Origin of the sequence: Marisediminitalea oceani (genome assembly GCF_003731635.1) — a bacterium.
In the GTDB taxonomy this organism is placed as follows: domain Bacteria; phylum Pseudomonadota; class Gammaproteobacteria; order Enterobacterales; family Alteromonadaceae; genus Alteromonas; species Alteromonas oceani.
On record NZ_RCUA01000017.1, the window covers coordinates 43248 to 63186 of the forward strand.

Consider the following 19939-nt stretch of genomic DNA (forward strand, 5'->3'; position numbering starts at 1 on the left):
GTTTCAATTCAGGTTTTACATTTATTCCAGGTATAAAAAAACCCGGACAATGTCCGGGCTTTTCAGATAATGCTTATAACGATTTACTTGCGCAGTTTTTGAATCAATCGTAACTGGGCAATTGCTTCGGCTAGCTCTAATGCAGCTTCGGCGTAATCAAAATCAGCACCTGGATTGGCGATGTGCTCTTCGGCACGTCGTTTAGCTTCTTCAGCAGCTTGTTCATCCAAGTCTTCTGCTCTTACTGCCGTATCGGCCAGAACAGTTACACTGCCAGGTTGTACTTCAAGTACACCACCAGCAACATAAATAACTTCTTCTTCACCGTGCTGTTTAACCAAACGCACCATGCCAGGCTTAATTGCAGTGATCAGAGGCGCGTGGCCAGGGTAGATACCCAGTTCACCTTCGCTTCCTGTCACCTGCATTGTTTCAACGAGACCAGAAAAGATAGACTTCTCTGCGCTTACTACATCCAGATGAACTGTCATTGCCATAATAACCTCCTGATAGGTACGTAAAGCCTTGCCTGAATAAGACCGGCTGCTTAGCAGAGCCGGTCAGTTTCAAACAGGCTTATTTTTTGGCTTTTTCCAGCGCTTCGTCGATAGAACCAACCATGTAGAAGGCTTGCTCTGGCAGGTGGTCATACTCACCTTCCAGGATACCTTTAAAGCCACTGATGGTGTCTTTCAGAGAAACGTATTTACCTGGAGAACCAGTGAATACTTCTGCTACGAAGAACGGCTGAGACAGGAAACGCTGAATTTTACGAGCGCGTGTTACAACCAGTTTATCTTCGTCAGACAGTTCGTCCATACCCAGAATCGCGATGATATCTTTCAGCTCTTTATAGCGCTGTAGTACCGTTTGAACGCCACGAGCAGTCTCGTAGTGTTCCTGACCGATTACCAGTGGATCCAGCTGACGTGAAGTTGAATCCAGTGGGTCTACCGCAGGGTAGATACCTAAAGACGCGATATCACGAGACAGTACTACCGTTGCATCCAAGTGAGCAAAGGTGGTAGCTGGTGACGGGTCAGTCAAGTCATCGGCTGGTACGTATACCGCCTGGATAGACGTGATTGAACCAGTCTTGGTAGAGGCGATACGCTCCTGCAGAACACCCATCTCTTCAGCCAGTGTAGGCTGATAACCTACCGCTGAAGGCATACGGCCTAACAGTGCTGATACCTCGGTACCGGCCAGTGTATAACGGTAGATGTTATCTACGAAGAACAGTACGTCGCGACCTTCGTCACGGAACTTCTCTGCCATCGTCAGACCCGTCAGAGCAACACGTAAACGGTTACCTGGTGGTTCATTCATCTGACCGTATACCAGTGATACTTTGTCCAGAACGTTTGAATCGTTCATTTCGTGATAGAAGTCGTTACCCTCACGAGTACGCTCACCAACACCGGCGAATACTGAGTAGCCGCTGTGCTCGATAGCGATGTTACGGATAAGTTCCATCATGTTTACGGTTTTACCAACACCCGCACCACCGAACAGACCAACTTTACCACCCTTAGCGAATGGGCAAACCAGGTCGATTACCTTGATACCAGTTTCAAGCAGTTCTACCGCGCTTGATTGTTCTTCGTAGCTAGGCGCTGCACGGTGAATAGACATACGCTCTTCTTCACCAATTGGGCCTGCTTCGTCGATTGGGTTACCCAGTACGTCCATGATACGACCCAGCGTTTTAACACCTACTGGTACGTTAATTGGCGCACCAGAGTTTTCAACTACCAGACCACGACGCAGACCGTCAGTAGAACCCAGAGCGATACCACGAACGACACCGCCACCTAATTGTTGTTGCACTTCCAGGGTTAACCCAGACAAGTCACCTTCGGTAACTTTAAGCGCGTCATATACCTTTGGAACCGCATCCTGTGGAAACTCAATGTCCACAACGGCGCCAATGACTTGGACGACCTTACCTTGACTCATAATTTGTCCTCATTAACTTTTATAAACCTTTGCCTACACCGCTGCGGCACCGCCAACAATCTCACTGATTTCTTGTGTGATTGCGGCCTGACGCGCTTTGTTGTATACCAATTGAAGATCATCGATCAGGTTGCCTGCGTTATCGGTTGCGGCTTTCATTGCAACCATTCGGGCAGCTTGCTCCGACGCGGCATTTTCAACTACGCCCTGATATACCTGAGATTCAATGTAACGAACCATTAATGCTTCCAAAATAGGTTTTGGATCCGGCTCGTAAATGTAATCCCAGCGATGTTTTAACGTTTCGTCTTCTGACTTTGGCAAAGGCAGTAACTGATTGCTCACAGGCTGCTGTGTCATTGTGTTCACGAAGTCATTGTAAACCAGGAATACTTTATCCAGCTTACCTTCGTCGAATGCTTTAAGCATTACGCGAACAACACCCACAATATCGCTTACCGATGGTGCATCCCCTAAACCAGACTCTGCAGCAAGTACGTTGCCGCCGAACCGATTAAAGAATGCGCAAGCTTTTGAACCCAGCGCAGCAAAATCGACCTCTACATCCTTAGCACGCCACTCTTTAACCTGTTGCGATACTAATTTGAACTCGTTGGTGTTCAAGCCACCACACAAGCCACGATCCGTAGAAATAACGATATAACCAACGCGCTTGACTTCACGCTCTTCCAGATAAGGATGACGATATTCAAGGTTACCGTTAGCAATGTGACCAATCACTTTAAGCATGCTTTGTGCGTATGGACGTCCATGAGACATACGTTCCTGCGCCTTTTTCATTTTAGACGCAGCAACCATTTCCATCGCACTGGTAATCTTCTGAGTATTCTTGATACTCCCAATCTTACCTTTTATCTCTTTACCGCTGGCCATGACTATCTCTCCGATTACTCAACGTAGTGCTGGTGGTTTTCACCACCAGCCATTGATTACCAAGTTTGTGTCGCTTTAAATTTAGTTAAAGCGTCATTCAACTGAGACTCAATGTCATCGTTGTAGTTACCTGTTTCATTGATAGTCTTCATCAGATCAGCGTATTCGCTGTTCATGAATGAATGTAAGGCCGCTTCGAAATCGAGGATCTTGTTCAGTTCCACGTCTTTCAGATAACCTTTTTCTACCGCAAACAGGGAAACACCAGTATCCGCCACTGACAGTGGAGTGTACTGTTTCTGTTTCATTAGTTCGGTAACGCGCTCACCGTGCTCAAGCTGGGCACGAGTCGCTTCGTCAAGGTCAGATGCAAACTGCGAGAATGCCGCCAGTTCGCGATACTGAGCCAGGGCTAAACGGATACCACCGCCCAGCTTTTTAACGATTTTAGTCTGCGCAGCACCACCAACACGAGATACCGAGATACCAGCGTTAACCGCCGGACGGATACCTGCGTTGAACAGGTCAGTTTCTAAGAAGATCTGACCGTCAGTAATCGAGATTACGTTAGTTGGTACGAATGCAGATACGTCACCCGCTTGCGTTTCGATAATTGGCAGTGCCGTTAATGAACCGGTCTGGCCTTTAACTTCGCCGTTAGTGAAACGCTCAACATACTGCTCGTTAACACGTGCAGCACGCTCAAGTAAGCGTGAGTGAAGATAGAATACGTCACCTGGGTATGCTTCACGACCAGGAGGACGTTTAAGCAGCAGTGAAATTTGACGGTAAGCAACAGCTTGCTTAGACAAATCATCATATACGATAAGGGCGTCTTCACCGCGGTCACGGAAGTATTCACCCATAGTACAACCAGAGTATGGCGCCAGGTATTGCAGGGCAGCAGACTCAGAAGCAGACGCGGCAACAACAATGGTGTGAGCCAGTGCGCCGTGCTCTTCCAGCTTGCGTACTACGTTAGCGATAGTAGAGGCTTTTTGACCAACCGCTACGTATACACATTTAACGCCAGTACCTTTCTGGTTGATGATGGCATCGATTGCCATCGCTGTTTTACCAGTCTGACGGTCACCGATGATTAGCTCACGCTGACCACGACCGATTGGAATCATAGAGTCAACAGACTTGTAACCAGTTTGTACTGGTTGATCAACTGACTGACGCTCGATTACGCCCGGTGCGATTTTTTCAACTGGCTCGAAAGTATCAGTGTCGATAGACCCTTTACCATCAATCGGCTCACCCAGGGTGTTTACAACACGCCCCAGCAGTGAACGACCAACAGGTACTTCAAGGATACGACCAGTAGACTGGACTTTTTGTCCTTCTTGCAGGTCCGAGTAAGGACCCATAACAACTGCACCAACTGAATCTCGTTCAAGGTTTAGTGCAATCGCGTAACGACCACCAGGAAGCTCAATCATTTCACCCTGCATTACATCGGCCAGGCCGTGAATGCGGATGATACCGTCGGTTACTGCGACGATAGTACCTTCATTGCGTGCTTCACTGGTTACATCAAACTGAGCAATTCTTTTCTTGATCAGTTCGGCAATTTCAGTGGAATTAAGTTGCATGCTCTTATCCCCGTTATGCTTGCAACGCGTCTGCGAGACGGTTCAATTTAGATTTCACGGAACCATCGATGACTGTATCACCAGCTTTAACAACTAAGCCGGCTACCAGGGCAGGATCCACGTTACAAATAAGCTTCACTTTACGTGCCAAACGTTTTTCCAGCGATGTGCTGAGTTCAGATTGCTGTGCTTCGGTGAGCTCAGCTGCAGAGGTAACAGATACTTCTACTTCTTTTTCATAATCTGCTTTAAGTAAATCAAACAAAGCAGAAATCTCAGGCAGCGCAGTTAAACGTTTATTCTCAGCCAGTACTTTTACTAAGTTCTGACCATGTTCATCGAGCGAGTCACCACAGACATTAATGTACAGGTCTGCCAGTTTGTCTGCCGCCATCGCACCAGTCGATAACTGATGAATCGTTTCGTTTTTCGAAACCTCAGCGGCAAAATTCAGCATTTCCTGCCATTTGGCAATGGCACTTTGCTCAACAGCAAAATCGAAAGCGGCTTTCGCATAGGGACGAGCTACGGTTGTCAATTCAGACATGGCTCATCTCCTATCTCAAAGCTCGGCGACAAGTTTTTCAACAATGTCGCTTTGCGCGCTGGCGTCGATTTCACGTTCAAGGATCTGCTGTGCGCCGGCAATAGCTAATGCTGCTACCTGCTTACGCAGTTCCTCTTTGGCACGATTGCGTTCAGCTTCAATTTCGGCATAACCTTGCGAGATAATTTTTTCACGCTCAGCATGGCCGCGCTGCGTTTCTTCATCAACAAGTTGATTTCCACGCTTCTTAGCCTGCTCGATAATTTCAGCTGCTTGTGCTTTCGCTTCTTTAAGTTGCTCAGAGACTTTCGCCTGAGCAAGCTCGAGGTCTTTCTCAGCGCGATCAGAAGCAGCTAAACCATCGGCTATCTTCTTCTGACGCTCTTCAATCGCAGCCATTAATGGTGGCCATACGTAGCTTTTGCAGAACCACACAAAAACGACGAATGCGATTAATTGACCAATTAGAGTGGCGTTAATATTCACAACCGCTCCTCCTCATAAATGTTCGCTAATAGACTTGAGTTAATAAAAATTAAGCACCAACAGCGAACAAGAGGTATAAAGCGATACCAACACCGATCATTGCGATCGCATCGATAAGGCCCGCTACAACAAACATCTTAACTTGCAGTTGAGGTGCCAGCTCTGGTTGGCGTGCAGCAGATTCAAGGAATTTACCACCCAGCAGACCAAAACCAATAGCAGTCCCAAGGGCACCCATACCGATCAGTAGTGCAACAGCGATGTATAACATGTACGTCTCCGATTATATTTAAAGTTAAAGTTAAAAGTTAAAGTTAAAACACGTTTCAATGTGGTTGCCGCGAACTTCCAGGTTACTCGCGACAACCGCTTGTTAGTTTCTAGTGATCTTCGCTCGCCAGACTCAGGTAAACGATGGTCAGCATCATGAAAATGAAGGCTTGCAGAGGCAGAACCAGGATGTGGAACACGGCCCAGGCAAAGTGCAACGGCAGCTGGAAGTAGCCGATAGTTGCGATCAGGATGAAGATAAGCTCACTGGCGTACAGGTTACCGAACAAACGTAGCGCAAGTGACAGCGGACGTGCCAGCAGGGTAACGGTTTCCAGAATAAAGTTAACTGGAATAAACGCCGGGTGATTAAATGGCTGCATGGTCAGTTCCTTGATGAAACCGCCTACACCTTTAATTTTAATCGAGTAGAAGATAATCAGTACAAACACACCCAGGGCTAACGCGAAGGTCAGGTTAAGGTCTGTGGTCGGTACTGCTTTGTTGTATACGTGATGGGCATCCACACCAAAGAAGGTTTCGCCAATCAGGCCAGAAATCATTGGAATGACGTCTACCGGCACTAAATCCATCAGGTTCATCAGTAGCACCCACACAAAGATGGTCAGTGCTAACGGCGCAATCAGATCACTCTTACCGTGGAAAGTACTCTTTACGTTGTCATCGACGAACTCGATAACTAATTCCACGAATGCCTGCCATTTGGTAGGAACGCCTGTGGTTGCTTTTTTGGCCGCCGAGCGGAATAAAAACAAAAACAGTAAACCTAAACCAATAGACCATGCCAGCGTATCGATATGCCAGGTCCAAAATCCAGCATCGGCACATTGCGCGTTAAACGCGATGCCGTTTTCGGTGCTGCACATGGAGGCATTGGTCAAGTGGTGCTTGATATATTCTGAGGTAGTGTATTCAGATGCCATTGTTCAACCTAAAAAAATTAAAGTTTAAAATGCTTTACTGGTTTCGTCTCTACGACCTTCGCCTTAGTTTATTTACGACTAAGGGCGATACGTTTATTTTTTATTGTTAGTACTATCGTTGACGAAACAACGCCAGCCAGTAGCTGACAGTTGCTATTGCAAATCCGGCAAATACCGGCAGCGGTTCTAACTTTAAACCTGCAAAGGCAATAGCAAACAAAATTACTGTTGCAGCCAGTTTTAACTTTGAGCCCTGGCTGAAACTTTTCGTGACCAGTCTTAACTGACTCGCCCCGGCATATCTGAACGCAAACAATGCGAAAATCTGATTGGGTAAGATACTGATGATAGTCCCCGCTGCAAAAGCTAAGGCTTTATCAACGGTACTCAACAACCCTGTTATGAGAATGAAAATCAGCGCACATATAATCTGAAAAAGCGCCGCTTTTTTGGCCACTGATTTTCCTTTGTCGGCCAAGTTTTTTGTCACATGTATTCTCTGGTTGTGAAACCCAACAAAAAGCGACAGAAGTATACTGTTTTAGCGGTAGAATTCAACCGTTATGGATTTTTTGTATGTTATTGTGAAAATTTTCTGAGTCTATAACAGAAGGTCAGACGAGTTAGCCGCAAAAATCGCCTTAAAAAGGCTATTTTATCCGCGACAAAATACCGTCGAGCTGGTCTAAATCATTAAAGTTTATCACCAGCTTACCTTTCCCTTTCGCGTTATGGTCAATCGACACTTTAGCACCCAGGTTATCCGACAACTTATTCACCAGACTTTTCACATCCGGGTCAATTTCTTTGGGGGGTTTGGGTTCTGCAGGTTCAAGAATTTTACGCACCAGTTTTTCGGTATCACGAACGGTGAGCGCCTTGCCAGAAACAATTTGCGCGGCATCAGACTGAGATTCACCTTCCAGCGCCAGTAAAGCACGGGCGTGACCCATTTCTATATCACCGTGTTCAACCAGTAACTTTACATCGTCGTTAAGATTATTGAGGCGTAACAGATTAGTAATGGTCGTACGTGACTTACCTACCGCCTCGGCCACTTCCTGGTGAGTCAATTCAAACTCGTTCATTAAGCGGTCCAGAGCCTGGGCTTCTTCCATGGCATTAAGGTCTTCACGCTGAATATTTTCGATCAGCGCAATGGCCACGGCAGCTTCGTCGGGAACGTCCTTAATCAGGCAGGGAACTACATCCAGTTGCGCAAGCTGCGCGGCTCGCCACCGGCGTTCACCGGCAATGATTTCATATTTGTCAGTACTTACTAACCGCACAACAATTGGTTGGATAACACCTTGCGATCGGATAGAGGAGGCCAGTTCTTCCAGCGCCTCCGGCGACATATCTTTACGGGGTTGATATTTGCCAGGCTGCAAAAATTCGATAGGCAGTTTTCTCAATTCACTGTTTTGTGAAGTTACGGCTTCGCCATCTTCGCTGCGTGAGGCTGACTGACTGGTAGCTAGCAATGCATCCAGCCCGCGTCCTAATCCTCTTCTTTTTGCTGACATAATATCCTCAATGCCTGAATGTTCTTTTTCTTAACTAGCCTTGGCAGGCATTTCTGACGTTTTATCCCGGCGTCGCAAAATTTCTCCGGCCAGCGCCAGGTAGGCTTTGGCGCCAGTCGATGATTTATCGTAATACATGGCTGGCGCGCCAAAACTTGGGGCTTCAGCAAGACGTACATTGCGAGGGATCACGGTACGGTATACCTGCTCGCCAAAATGCCGTTTGAGTTGTTCAGACACATCATTGGCCAGGCGATTACGCGGATCATACATGGTCCGCAGCACACCTTCTATTTTTAATTCCGGATTCACCACCGAAGCCAGTTTCTGAATCGTGTCCATCAACGCCGTGAGTCCCTCCAGTGCATAATATTCGCACTGCATGGGCACTAAAATTGAATCAGCGGCTGCCAGCGCGTTAACCGTAAGCAGGTTTAGTGACGGCGGGCAGTCGATAAAAATAAAATCGTAGTAATCGCGAACCGACTGCAGGGCATTGCGCAAACGCACTTCGCGGGCAAACTGTTCCATGAGTTTAATTTCGGCCGCGGTAACGTCGCCATTGGCGGCAATTAAATCGTATTTACCCGAGGTACTTTTAACGATGACTTCGTCAACCGGCTTGTCTTCAATCAGCATTTCATAGCTGGTTGCATCAACCTCGTACTTATCCACGCCGCTACCCATGGTAGCGTTACCCTGTGGATCCAGGTCAATCAGTAACACTTTGCGTTTTGTGGCAGCCATTGACGCAGATACGTTTACTGCCGTAGTGGTTTTACCCACACCGCCCTTTTGATTTGCGATTGCAATTACTTTAGCCACGTTTGATCCCAACTATGATTTTTGAACCGTCAGCAGGTGACGTTCGCCTTCCAGCCCCGGTACGAATAGCTCTACAGATGATTCCAGAGTAAAGGTAGCCGGAATGGCAGCGATTTCGTCGGTCGGATACTGGCCTTTCAGTGCCAGAAACTTCCCTTGAGTATCTACCAGATGCTCACACCAGTGCAACATATCTTTCAGCGAGGCAAATGCCCGACTGAGTACTGCATCATAGTACTGCGCAGGCACATGTTCCTCAACCCGGCTTTGGATGGGCTCGATATTGACCAGTTTCATCTCGTATGCACATTGCTTCATAAAGCGCACCCGTTTCCCCAGGCTATCGAGTAACGTGAAGTGTTTATCCGGGCAGGCAATGGCCAGTGGAATACCTGGTAAACCGGGGCCGGTACCCACATCGATGTAGCGCTGGTCGGTTAAAAACGGCGCCACAGCCAGTGAATCCAGGATGTGCTTTACCATCATCTGTTCGGGATCACGAACCGACGTCAGGTTAAACGCCTTGTTCCACTTGTGGATACGTTCAACATAGTCGAGCAACAAATTTTGCTGTTCTTCAGACAGCACCAATGACATCGCATCGATGCCGTCGCGTAAAATGATACTTAGTTTTTGTCGGTCAAAACTCATTTAGGCAGACTGCTTCTCGTGTTTACGTAACATGCCGTGTTTTTTCAGGTAAACCAACAGCAGCGAAATGGCGGCCGGCGTAATTCCTGAAATCCGTGCTGCCTTGCCAATGGTTTCCGGGCGGGCATCGGTAAGCTTAGCCACTACCTCATTGGACAGCCCGGATATTTTACTGTAATCAAAGTCTGCTGGTAACAGGGTATTTTCATGACGCTGTGTTTTCGCGATCTCGTCGAGCTGACGAGCGATGTAACCGGCGTACTTGATCTGGATCTCCACCTGCTCGGCGGCAATGGGATCGGCAAGGCCCGGCCCCAGCGATTCAATACTCATCAGTGACGAATAGGTCATTTCCGGACGACGGATTAGCTCTTCCAGTGAATGTTCGCGGCTCACCGGGTTTTTAAGCAACGTGTTTAGCTCAGCAACCGCGGCGTGTTCAGGATGGATCCAATGACCACGCAAACGCTGTTGTTCCTGTTCAACCGCTTCCATTTTGGCATTAAAGGCCTGCCAGCGAGCATCATCCACCAGCCCGATGTCGCGGCCTGCAGCGGTAAGACGCATATCGGCGTTATCTTCACGCAGCAGCAGGCGGTATTCAGCCCGGCTGGTAAACATGCGGTACGGTTCTTTAGTGCCCATCGTTGCCAGATCGTCAATCAGTACGCCCATGTAGGCCTGATCGCGACGCAGGATCAGCGGATCTTTTTGCTGTACCTGTAAGGCCGCGTTGGCACCGGCAATAAGACCCTGGGCACCGGCTTCTTCGTAGCCGGTAGTACCGTTAATCTGGCCGGCAAAGAACAAACCCTCAATGTACTTGGTTTCAAGGGTTTGTTTGAGGTCGCGGGGATCAAAGAAATCATACTCAATGGCATAACCCGGACGAATGATATGCGCGTTTTCAAAGCCTTTGATGGAATGGATCAGCGCCTGCTGAATATCAAAGGGCAGGCTGGTCGAGATCCCGTTAGGATACACCTCAACGCTGTTCAGCCCTTCAGGCTCAACAAAGATCTGATGTGAATTCTTATCGGCAAAACGGGTAATTTTATCTTCGATGCTGGGGCAATAACGCGGCCCAACGCCTTCGATTACGCCGGTAAACATTGGTGAGCGATCCAGTCCGCCACGAATAATCTCGTGGGTTTGCTCGTTAGTATGAGTGATGTAACACGGGATCTGCTGCGGATGCATTTCACGGTTACCCATAAACGAGAACACCGGTGCCGGCGTGTCGCCAGGCTGAGCCTGCATTACATCAAAGTTCAGACTGCGGATATCCAGTCGTGCCGGGGTACCGGTTTTAAGACGATCGACTCTGAACGGCAGCGCTCGTAGCCGTTCGGCCAGGGCAATCGACGGTGGATCGCCGGCACGACCGCCACGATAATTCTCCAGACCAATGTGAATGGTACCGCCCAGGAATGTACCAACGGTTAACACCACGGTTTTCGCCCGGAATTTCAGGCCCATCTGGGTTACCACACCACAGACGCGATCGTTCTCGACGATCAGATCATCACAGCTTTGTTGGAACAGCGTGAGGTTTGGCTGGTTTTCCACGATGTTGCGGATCGCCTGACGATATAAGCTTCGGTCAGCCTGGGCGCGGGTTGCACGCACAGCAGGGCCTTTGCTGGAGTTAAGCGTTCTGAACTGGATCCCGCCTTGATCGATAGCCAGTGCCATGGCACCACCAAAGGCATCGATTTCTTTTACCAGATGGCCTTTACCAATACCACCGATCGCAGGGTTACACGACATCTGCCCGATGGTTTCGACATTATGGGTAAGTAATAGGGTACGCACGCCCATACGGGCAGCAGCAAGTGCAGCTTCGGTACCGGCGTGACCGCCGCCAACTACGATGACATCGTAATCCTGCTGATAAAACATAGTTACCTCACTAATTACCTAACTGGACGAAGTGTTAACCAGTGGAGAAAAAAGGGCGCGTATTTTAGCTGAGTTCTTGGCTAATGAAAATGGTTAAATTTTCTACATTTTGCTGGTAAAGCTAAAAAGCGGGTCGTGTTATTAAAGTATAGGATCTATTTAGATCTTTTATATTTATTCTTATTAGGGATCGCCGGATCTGTGTGTAAGTCATTTTTCCTTATTTAAAACATGATATTACGCGATCAATAAGATCTGGAAGACCCCGATCACAACCCTACTGGGATCCTGTGTATAAGGCACTGTTTTATCCACATGCCAGCACTGACCGGATCTTATCACAATTCAGATCAAAGCTTGTACACAGCTACTTCTCAGAGGTTATGCACAGCAGTGATCTAGCTTTGATCTAACTGGGGATAACTTGTTTAATAGATCCAGGATCCGATCGGCCTGTAAGGCGTATTATGCGGCTTATAGCGGTGTTTTACTGTGGAAAAGAGTTATTCAGATCTTAACGGTTTTGGATCCGTGGATCACGTTTTCGATCCGGTCATTTTATTTGGTAATGTTTATAAAAATAAAATAAAGCAGGCTATGGAGGAAAAATATTTATTGTCAGCACGACGTTTAAAGCCATTAAATGGATGTTTTTAAGCGTAAATCTTAGACGCTGGCTATAAAAAAACGCCGTATAAACGGCGCTTCTCATTGATTTGTAGGGACGCTAACGAACCTGATTAGGTTGATAGCGAGGTGCAGAGGTGACCTGATCTTCTTCGTCGAGAGTGAGGCCTTTACGCCGGCTCGGGCCGGAAAACCTGACCTTGTAGGTATCGTATTCTTTGATCGATTCAAAGCAGTAGCGGCCCAGTGCCTGTTCCAGATCGCCAAGGTTGTGGTTGGTGATCAGAATACAGTTTTTCTTGTTGACCAGGCGCTGACGGAGCAGATTACCCAGCCAGCTTTGCGAGTTTTTCTTTAATACAGTTTCGTTAACGCAAACTTCGTCGAGGATCAGCATGTCCACATCCAGCAGTTCCTGATGGGCGGCACGAAACTTTTGCCCGGCGTTGTCCTGAGAACCAAAGTCATAGGCAGAATGACGCATCTCCAGCAGTGTGGATAGCTGGCGATACAACACGGTAACTTCATACTGATCGATAAGCTGGTGCGCAATGGCACCAGCTATGTGCGACTTACCGCGTCCGTAGTCACCGTAGAAAATCATCATATGGGAGCCCGCTTCACGCCAGGCTTTGTCTTCGTGTGCGGCGATAAAAGACTGGGCAATGCTGACCGCTTCAACCACGTCATCACTGTCTTCAATTAAGTTGGCAAAGGTCCAGCGAGGGTTGAGGTCTGAGCGACCATGCAGCATTTCGATGCGCTGCTTTTTGGATTGTTGCTGGAGCTGGGCTATTTCCTGATTGGCCTGGGTTTCGTATTGCTTTCGCAGGGTCTTGTAATCGATATATTCAGATTCATTTGGCACCGCTTTACCCAGCGTTCTGGCCAGTGAGTTAAGTTTATCTTTAAATGAATCCATGATTAATTTTTACCTGATTTATTGGCGTATTTAGCAACTAGCTGTCTGGCATTATCATCTGCTTCGATGCCCGGTTCAACGGTGACAACCTGATTACCCACTTTTTTTGTGGCCTGATAGCCTTTGGCGGTGCGGCGGTTCTTCAACGCGTAGGTGAACTTCTGCGTCCACTGATAGCTGCTGAACACCGCTTCCGGACGGCCCAACCAATAGGCCACAAACTCACCAATGTCCTGTTCATCAAAGCTTTTATCAATTAGACCAATCAGCGCTGCAATATCATCAAATACCTGTTGTTCTGGTTGCCAGTCGCGATGCATGGCGTAGTGTTGCTGATGAAAGGGCTGATAGCCCTGGGTATTGCTGATAAGGGGTAACAGAATGCGTTTGCCATTAAGCGACATATCCAGGCTCAGCGATTCAGGTAATGTCACCAGTCCGGCCTGAGTGAGTTCTTCCAGCAAGGTATTAATCTCACGGCCGCGAGTCACCGGTTCCCGTTGCGGGTCGCTGTTCATCAAAGCCAGTAGCTCTTTGTACTGCAGCGGGTTAGATAACAATGTGTCCTGATTGGCTTTGGGACGTAGTGCCAGACAATACAGTACCCTTGCCGCATTGCTCAGCGGCGAGGTAAGGGCATTTAATTCGGCCTGGGTAAACATTTAGTCCAGCGTGTCGAGAATGGGTTCCAGCCACTCTACGGCGCGATCTTCCGGAATGGGGTGGTGCAGCACGTCAATGTGTAACGGATCGGCCATGAGCTTGGCACCGCCCTTATTCATTAGGGTTTCCATGGCAATGGCGCCGTGGCAATAGGTATCGTAGCTGCTGTCGCCCAGACCCACCACAAAGTACTCAATATCGCTGAGATCTTCGTCTTCTAACTGGGCTGCAAAAGGCTGAATATTGTCGGGTAAATCGCCGGCACCATGGGTTGATGTGCAGATAAACCAGGTGGAATCTGCTTCGATATCGTCCATATCTGGCTGTGTGAGTATAGTAACTTTATATCCACGGGCACGAAGGGCCTCAGCAATGGCATCAGCAACATATTCGCTGGCCCCCAGTACAGAACCTACTATCAGTGTAAAGTGACGATCCATATTACTCCGGATAAACCTTGTGGCAGTTATGCTTAAAGTGGCGGCATTATACCAATAATAACCGCCAGGGAATATGTTTAGTCGGGGTAGGTTGCCGGCTGCTGGTTACTTGCCGATACAGAAGGAGGAAAAGATACGACCGAGCAGATCGTCGGAGGTAAATTCGCCGGTGATTTCGGTGAGTGCCTGATGGGCCAGGCGCAACTCTTCAGCCAGTAATTCGCCGGCCAGATTATCGTTAAGTTGCTGCTCGCCGGTTTCCAGATGCGCCAGCGCGGTATCAATGGCATCCATGTGTCGGCGGCGGGCGATAAACTGACCTTCGGTGGTGGTGTCGAGGCCGATACTGGCAGCCAGATGGTCTTTTAACACCTCTACACCGTCACCGGTACTGGCCGACAGCGCGATGGTGGTAAATGCGCCATGGGCCGAATCGACCTTATGCAGGCGGATTTCATCGCCGGTTTTATCAACCTTATTGCGAATAACCGTTACTGGCATGCCAGCAGGCAGCTGTTGCATAAATTCGGGCCAGATGAGGTACGGGTCGATGCTATCGGATTCGGTGCTGTCGACCACAAACAATACCCGGTCGGCCTGGTTAATCGCTTCCCAGGCGCGGGCAATACCGATTTGTTCCACTTTATCCGGGCTTTCGCGCAGACCGGCGGTATCAATAATATGCAGTGGCATGCCATTAATGTGGATGTGTTCTTTCAGTACATCCCGAGTGGTACCGGCGATATCGGTTACGATGGCGCTTTCACGGCCGGCCAGCGCATTAAGCAGGCTCGATTTACCGGCATTGGGTTTGCCGGCAATAACGACCTGCATACCTTCCCGTAGCAGCGTACCTTGTTTTGCCTGGCTGCGAACCTTGCCTACTTGCTCAAGAATAGTGGTGAGGTCATTACTGACTTTTCCGTCGGATAAAAAGTCGATCTCTTCATCCGGAAAGTCGATAGCGGCTTCCACGTACATACGCAAATGAATAATGGCTTCGCTGAGGGTATTGATTTGCTCTGAGAACTCACCCTGTAACGAACGTAACGCGCTTTTCGCGGCCTGTTGTGAACTGGCATCAATCAGGTCGGCAATGGCTTCAGCCTGAGCCAAATCCAATTTGTCGTTTAAGAAAGCCTGTTCGCTAAATTCCCCTGGCCGCGCCAGTCTTACATTGGGCACTGCTAAAATGGCTTCCAGCAGCATATCAATAATGACCGGCCCGCCATGACCCTGAAACTCCACCACGTCTTCACCGGTAAAGGAGTGCGGGTTTTTGAAATAAATAGCGATGCCCTGATCGATGATTTCACCCATGGCATTGTAAAAATCAGTGTAAGTTGCCTGACGGGGTGATAACGGGATGCGTAATATGTGCTCAGCCACTTTTAACGCCTGCGGGCCGGATACCCGCACTATGCCAACACCACCTCGCCCGGGCGGGGTAGCTTGTGCAACAATGGTGTCGGAGTGGCTGATAGTCATAATTAAGCTCTAGTCGCGGAAATTATTAAATTGAAATGGCTGGCCCAGCTCTGCCTGTTTAACCAGTTGCATAACCTGTTGCAGGTCGTCGCGCTTTTTACCGGTAACCCGCAACTGATCGCCCTGGATAGCCGTTTGTACTTTAATTTTGGCATCTTTGACCAGTTTAACAATCTTCTTAGCGACGGCCTGCTCAATGCCTTCTTTAAACGCTATTGTCTGACGATAATTTTTGCCGGTGACAGTATGCGGTTTGCAGTCGATGGCTGAGGTATCCAGATTACGTTTGGCACAGGCATTTCGGAACATGGATTCCATTTGTTGGAGCTGAAACTCGGCCTGGGCGGCCATTACTACGGTTTTGTCTTTGTATTCGAAGCTGGCTTCTACGCCACGAAAATCAAAGCGAGTCGACAATTCACGGTTAGCGTTTTCCGTGGCATTGCGGACTTCTTCCATGTTTATTTCTGACACAATATCAAATGAAGGCATGGTGACTGCTCTCCTGTTAACAAAAGCCCGCATTCATGCGGGCTTTAAGTAGTTTAATGGGATTAATTATTTACTTAATGCCACGCTTTTCCATGGAGGCGTAAATGATTTTCGCCTGGATAAGGGTAATCACGTTACTGATTAACCAGTAGAGTACCAGACCGGCCGGGAACCAGATAAAGAATACACTCATGGCAACCGGCATCCACTGCATGATCTTTTGTTGCATCGGATCGGTCATGGTAGTGGGTTGCAGCTTCTGCAGCATCCACATGCTGGCGCCGGTTAATATCGGCAGTACAAAGTAAGGATCCATCACCGACAAATCGGTGATCCACAAAATAAAGTCAGCATGGCGTAATTCCACACTTTCCAGTAGTACCCAGTACAGTGCCAGGAAGATAGGCATTTGCAGTAACAGTGGGAAGCAGCCGCCCATTGGGTTAACTTTTTCCTTCTTGTACAGCTCCATCATGGCCTGAGACATCTTTTGACGGTCGTCGCCAAAACGGTCTTTCAGTTGCTGCATCTTAGGCGCCAGATTACGCATCTTGGCCATTGACTCGTACTGTTTCTTAGTCAGCCAGTACATACCACCTTTAACGATGATGGTGATAAGGATAATCGCCACACCCCAGTTACCTACCAGGCTATGCAGGAACTTAAGCAGGGTAAATAATGGCTGCGAAATCCACCATAAAATGCCGTAGTCTACGGTCAGGTCTAAGCCTCTCGCCAGCGTAGCCAGCTTATCCTGATCCTTAGGGCCAAGATAAAGAGTGCTGCTTAACTCAATGGCTTGTCCGGTTTCGACTGATGTTGGTTCGCCGGTGTAGCCAACAATCGCGTACTGATTAGCTACCAAACGGCTGTAAAGCGAATTGGTTTCGGTTTGAGAAGGTACCCAGGCCGAAATGAAGTAGTGCTCCAGCATGCTTACCCAACCACCAGTGGTGCTGATACGCAATGGCTCATCTTCGATATCGCCGAACGTGTACTTGTTGTAACGATCGTCGGCTGTGCCATAAGCTGCGCCGCGATAGGTTGGCATAAACATGTTACCGCCTTCCTGTTCAGCGGTGGTTTGCTTAAGCTGAGCATATTGTTGGAACTGAGCAGTCTGACCAGAATTATTGGTAATCGCATAGCTCACATCCACATCGTTGTGTCCACGGGTGAATGTGAAGGTTTTAGTAATGCTGATTCCGTCATTGCTCGACCAGGTTAGCGGCACACTCAGTGTGTCACCGTTTAACTCGTATGAATCCGCCTGTGCCTGATATAAAGGTCTGCCTTGTGAGCTGCCATCGGGGCCATTTGCACCTACCAGCCCGCTTTGTGCAACATACAATCCGTTACCAGCGCGCAGTAAGCTGTAGGGTTCGTCTGAGCCCTGAGTAACCGGAAACTTAACCAGGTCGGCGTGAATAACGTCACCACCTACCAAACTAATCGTCAGATTCAGTGTATCGGTAACTACTGAAATCGTTTGCTTAGTACTGTTGCTGGCTGTTGCCTGCGGCAAAGCTTCACTCGCTGCAACAGGCACATCTTCGTCAGTGCCATTGCTGGCAGGGACTGATGAAGCTGAAGGTACACCGGCCGGTACACTGTCTGCCGCTTGCTGGGTTACTGGTTGAACTGGCTGCGGTCCGTAGGCCTCATGCCACTTTTGCCAGAGTAAAAAGCTGATAAATGCGATGGCAATAATCAGAATACTTCGTTGCGATTCCATACTGGTCTCTTTTAATTTGAGTGTTTATTGTCTTGTTTGTTTTCGGGTACCGGATCGTATCCGCCAGAGTGCAAAGGGTGGCATTTTAATATGCGTTTGATAGATAACCAACCGCCAATTAACAATCCGTGCGATTTAAATGCATTTAAGGCATAAACTGAGCAGCTTGGGTGAAAGCGACAACGCTGTCCAAGCACCGGCGAAATAAATAACCGGTAAAAGTAAATGAGTCCCAGCGGCAGCGCGATTAGCCCGTAGTGCAGCGCTTTTCGAGCTTTTTCCATAACTTTTCCAACGTGACAAAGACTTCTTCATTCGACAATGCATCGGCGCCGGTTTTGCCGACCACAATAATATCGATTCCGGGGAGTTGCTGCGCGCGATGACGAAAGCTTTCGCGAATTAAACGTTTAATGCGATTGCGCTGATTAGCTTTGCGAATACGTTTTTTGGCTAAGGTGATGCCAATACGGGGATGAGTTAACTGATTATGTCTGGCTAGAACCGTAAAACACGGTGATACTGCAGGAATTGCTTTATCGAAAACATAGGTAAAGTGGGAGGGAGTAAGAAGCCTTAACTCCCGGGAAAACTGGTTTTCGCCCACTTTTGGTAAATACCATTAAGCAGAAAGGCGAGCACGACCCTTTGCACGGCGAGCGGCTAGTACTTTACGACCGTTTTTAGTCGCCATACGAGCACGGAAACCGTGAGAGCGTTTACGCTTTAGGTTACTCGGTTGAAACGTTCTTTTCATGACCAAAGTCTCACTTTTACGTGGTTAAACATACTTATTGTAACTGCCCAAATAATAGGCGTGCTACAAAAGGACGCTGAATTCTAGAGATCTCCGGGGCCATTGTCAATGGAAAAGCCCGTTAAACCACTTAATAATCCAGGGCAACCGCATACTTTTACCCAAAAATAAGCTCTGCTCTGAATTCATCGGCCCAGCCAGCCATTTTGAGTTTGCTTCTCATGCTGGCTTTCTTGGGGTGTAAACGAGCCATATTCAAACAAAACCGCCTAATCACTCCGACATTTTCCGCTCCGTCCTCTTTGCGTATTCGGCTATCATCTTCTTTGAACGTCACGTCTAACACCCAGTGGACTTTATTTTCGACTTCCCAGTGTGCTCGGATAGCCTGGTTGACCGCAACGGGGTCAATATCCAGTGAACTGATGTAATATTGCGTTTCAGTGCTCACCTCTTTGTCTTTAAGGTGGCGCTCTCGCTCTATTTTGATAACACTGCGTATACCTTTCCAGTGCTGTGCTTCACTTATCCACTCACTGACTCTTAGTTGCTGGCACCGGCGTACTTCAATTCGTCCATGGCCAGAATCAGTCTGTTCATTACAGGCAATCCAAGCGGGATTATCCCTCTCTACCTTATGGAAATAGGCGGCAATTTCATCGCGTAGTTGTTTGTGGTTGTTTTTGATGCAGAGCACATAATCTGCGTTCTCCGAGCTGATTTTCTCGACTATCTTTTTCTGAGAGTTCATGGCATCTGCACTGATAAGAGCGCCTTTAATATTAAGCGTGTCGAGTAGGTCCAATACCGAAGCATTCTCATTTTTCTTGCCCGATGACTTCAGTTGCGCAAGCACTAAACCTGCATCTTTGCTCCAGGCGGTAATGCTATGTAATGCCGTTTGCTTATCGCCATCGTAGGAATGACGAAGTGTCTTACCGTCGATGGCAATTTGAGGCTTACCCGTTTCAACACGCACTTCATTCACCCAATTCATAAAGGCTTTATTTAATTGTTCAGGGCATATTACTCGAACAATTCGGGCAATGGTATCGTCAACAGGAATGCCGTTTTCAAAGGGACGGTATTGGCGCAACCAATCAAGTTTATCTCGACCAAACACTTCTATATCGCTCCAACCCTCTGCTCCAGAAAGGACTGCACTCACAGTCAGAAATATCACATCAATAAAGTCATGTTGAACATTAATTTG

General features: G+C 48.1%; 23 protein-coding genes. All 23 read right to left on the minus strand.

Translation table 11 applies throughout. The features are described 5' to 3' along the window. Positions 1-83 precede the first annotated feature (83 nt). The gene (locus D9T21_RS06265) at positions 84-497 is read right to left on the minus strand and encodes a F0F1 ATP synthase subunit epsilon (RefSeq protein ID WP_105935421.1); all 414 of its coding nucleotides are present in this window, start codon (positions 495-497) and stop codon (positions 84-86) included. Between the two features lie 79 nt (positions 498-576). Beyond that, entirely contained in the window at positions 577-1959 is a 1383-nt protein-coding gene (gene atpD / locus D9T21_RS06270; protein WP_123324210.1) for a F0F1 ATP synthase subunit beta, read from the minus strand. Positions 1960-1992: 33 nt separating this feature from the next. Further along, complete coding sequence (gene atpG, locus D9T21_RS06275) at positions 1993-2853, minus strand: F0F1 ATP synthase subunit gamma (protein ID WP_123324211.1); 861 nt, start codon at positions 2851-2853, stop codon at positions 1993-1995. A gap of 56 nt (positions 2854-2909) precedes the next feature. Continuing rightward, complete coding sequence (gene atpA, locus D9T21_RS06280) at positions 2910-4451, minus strand: F0F1 ATP synthase subunit alpha (protein ID WP_123324212.1); 1542 nt, start codon at positions 4449-4451, stop codon at positions 2910-2912. Positions 4452-4464: 13 nt separating this feature from the next. Further along, positions 4465-4998: a F0F1 ATP synthase subunit delta gene (atpH, locus tag D9T21_RS06285; protein WP_123324213.1), complete on the minus strand. Its 534-nt coding sequence runs from the start codon at positions 4996-4998 to the stop codon at positions 4465-4467. Positions 4999-5013: 15 nt separating this feature from the next. Further along, on the minus strand, positions 5014-5484 hold the full coding sequence (gene atpF / locus D9T21_RS06290) for a F0F1 ATP synthase subunit B (RefSeq protein WP_105935426.1): 471 nt from the start codon (positions 5482-5484) through the stop codon (positions 5014-5016). Between the two features lie 49 nt (positions 5485-5533). Continuing rightward, positions 5534-5755: a F0F1 ATP synthase subunit C gene (gene atpE, locus D9T21_RS06295; RefSeq protein ID WP_070177268.1), complete on the minus strand. Its 222-nt coding sequence runs from the start codon at positions 5753-5755 to the stop codon at positions 5534-5536. Between the two features lie 109 nt (positions 5756-5864). Further along, a complete protein-coding gene (atpB, locus tag D9T21_RS06300) occupies positions 5865-6698 on the minus strand; it encodes a F0F1 ATP synthase subunit A (RefSeq protein ID WP_123324214.1) in 834 nt (277 codons plus the stop codon). Between the two features lie 112 nt (positions 6699-6810). Further along, on the minus strand, positions 6811-7155 hold the full coding sequence (locus D9T21_RS06305; protein WP_241155647.1) for an ATP synthase subunit I: 345 nt from the start codon (positions 7153-7155) through the stop codon (positions 6811-6813). A gap of 193 nt (positions 7156-7348) precedes the next feature. Continuing rightward, the gene (locus D9T21_RS06310; RefSeq protein WP_123324216.1) at positions 7349-8224 is read right to left on the minus strand and encodes a ParB/RepB/Spo0J family partition protein; all 876 of its coding nucleotides are present in this window, start codon (positions 8222-8224) and stop codon (positions 7349-7351) included. 30 nt (positions 8225-8254) lie between these two features. Further along, entirely contained in the window at positions 8255-9049 is a 795-nt protein-coding gene (locus tag D9T21_RS06315) for a ParA family protein (RefSeq protein WP_105935469.1), read from the minus strand. A 12-nt stretch (positions 9050-9061) separates the two neighbouring features. Then, positions 9062-9700, minus strand: coding sequence for a 16S rRNA (guanine(527)-N(7))-methyltransferase RsmG (rsmG, locus tag D9T21_RS06320; RefSeq protein ID WP_123324217.1), 639 nt, complete (start codon positions 9698-9700; stop codon positions 9062-9064). Then, positions 9701-11602 (minus strand): tRNA uridine-5-carboxymethylaminomethyl(34) synthesis enzyme MnmG, encoded by a 1902-nt coding sequence (gene mnmG / locus D9T21_RS06325; protein ID WP_123324218.1) that lies wholly within the window; start codon positions 11600-11602, stop codon positions 9701-9703. It abuts the gene before it with no gap. Positions 11603-12329: 727 nt separating this feature from the next. Next, positions 12330-13151, minus strand: a complete 822-nt coding sequence (locus D9T21_RS06330) for an ATP-binding protein (RefSeq protein WP_123324219.1) — start codon at positions 13149-13151, stop codon at positions 12330-12332. 2 nt (positions 13152-13153) lie between these two features. Then, positions 13154-13813 (minus strand): DnaT-like ssDNA-binding domain-containing protein, encoded by a 660-nt coding sequence (locus D9T21_RS06335; RefSeq protein WP_164464591.1) that lies wholly within the window; start codon positions 13811-13813, stop codon positions 13154-13156. Then, on the minus strand, positions 13814-14254 hold the full coding sequence (gene mioC, locus D9T21_RS06340; protein ID WP_164464592.1) for an FMN-binding protein MioC: 441 nt from the start codon (positions 14252-14254) through the stop codon (positions 13814-13816). It abuts the gene before it with no gap. A 105-nt stretch (positions 14255-14359) separates the two neighbouring features. Continuing rightward, on the minus strand, positions 14360-15736 hold the full coding sequence (gene mnmE, locus D9T21_RS06345; RefSeq protein ID WP_123324226.1) for a tRNA uridine-5-carboxymethylaminomethyl(34) synthesis GTPase MnmE: 1377 nt from the start codon (positions 15734-15736) through the stop codon (positions 14360-14362). 15 nt (positions 15737-15751) lie between these two features. Continuing rightward, positions 15752-16234 carry a YajQ family cyclic di-GMP-binding protein gene (locus D9T21_RS06350; protein ID WP_123324220.1) on the minus strand — a complete coding sequence of 161 codons (483 nt, stop codon included), beginning with the start codon at positions 16232-16234 and terminating at the stop codon, positions 15752-15754. 70 nt (positions 16235-16304) lie between these two features. After that, entirely contained in the window at positions 16305-17969 is a 1665-nt protein-coding gene (gene yidC / locus D9T21_RS06355) for a membrane protein insertase YidC (protein WP_123324221.1), read from the minus strand. Positions 17970-17980: 11 nt separating this feature from the next. Further along, positions 17981-18253, minus strand: a complete 273-nt coding sequence (gene yidD / locus D9T21_RS06360) for a membrane protein insertion efficiency factor YidD (protein ID WP_170308518.1) — start codon at positions 18251-18253, stop codon at positions 17981-17983. After that, the gene (rnpA, locus tag D9T21_RS06365; protein ID WP_105935435.1) at positions 18217-18576 is read right to left on the minus strand and encodes a ribonuclease P protein component; all 360 of its coding nucleotides are present in this window, start codon (positions 18574-18576) and stop codon (positions 18217-18219) included. The genes yidD and rnpA overlap by 37 nt, the downstream gene beginning before the upstream one ends. A 15-nt stretch (positions 18577-18591) precedes the next feature. Beyond that, complete coding sequence (rpmH, locus tag D9T21_RS06370) at positions 18592-18726, minus strand: 50S ribosomal protein L34 (protein ID WP_014290886.1); 135 nt, start codon at positions 18724-18726, stop codon at positions 18592-18594. A gap of 157 nt (positions 18727-18883) precedes the next feature. Next, positions 18884-19936 carry an ISAs1 family transposase gene (locus D9T21_RS06375; protein WP_105933364.1) on the minus strand — a complete coding sequence of 351 codons (1053 nt, stop codon included), beginning with the start codon at positions 19934-19936 and terminating at the stop codon, positions 18884-18886. Positions 19937-19939: the final 3 nt, after the last annotated feature.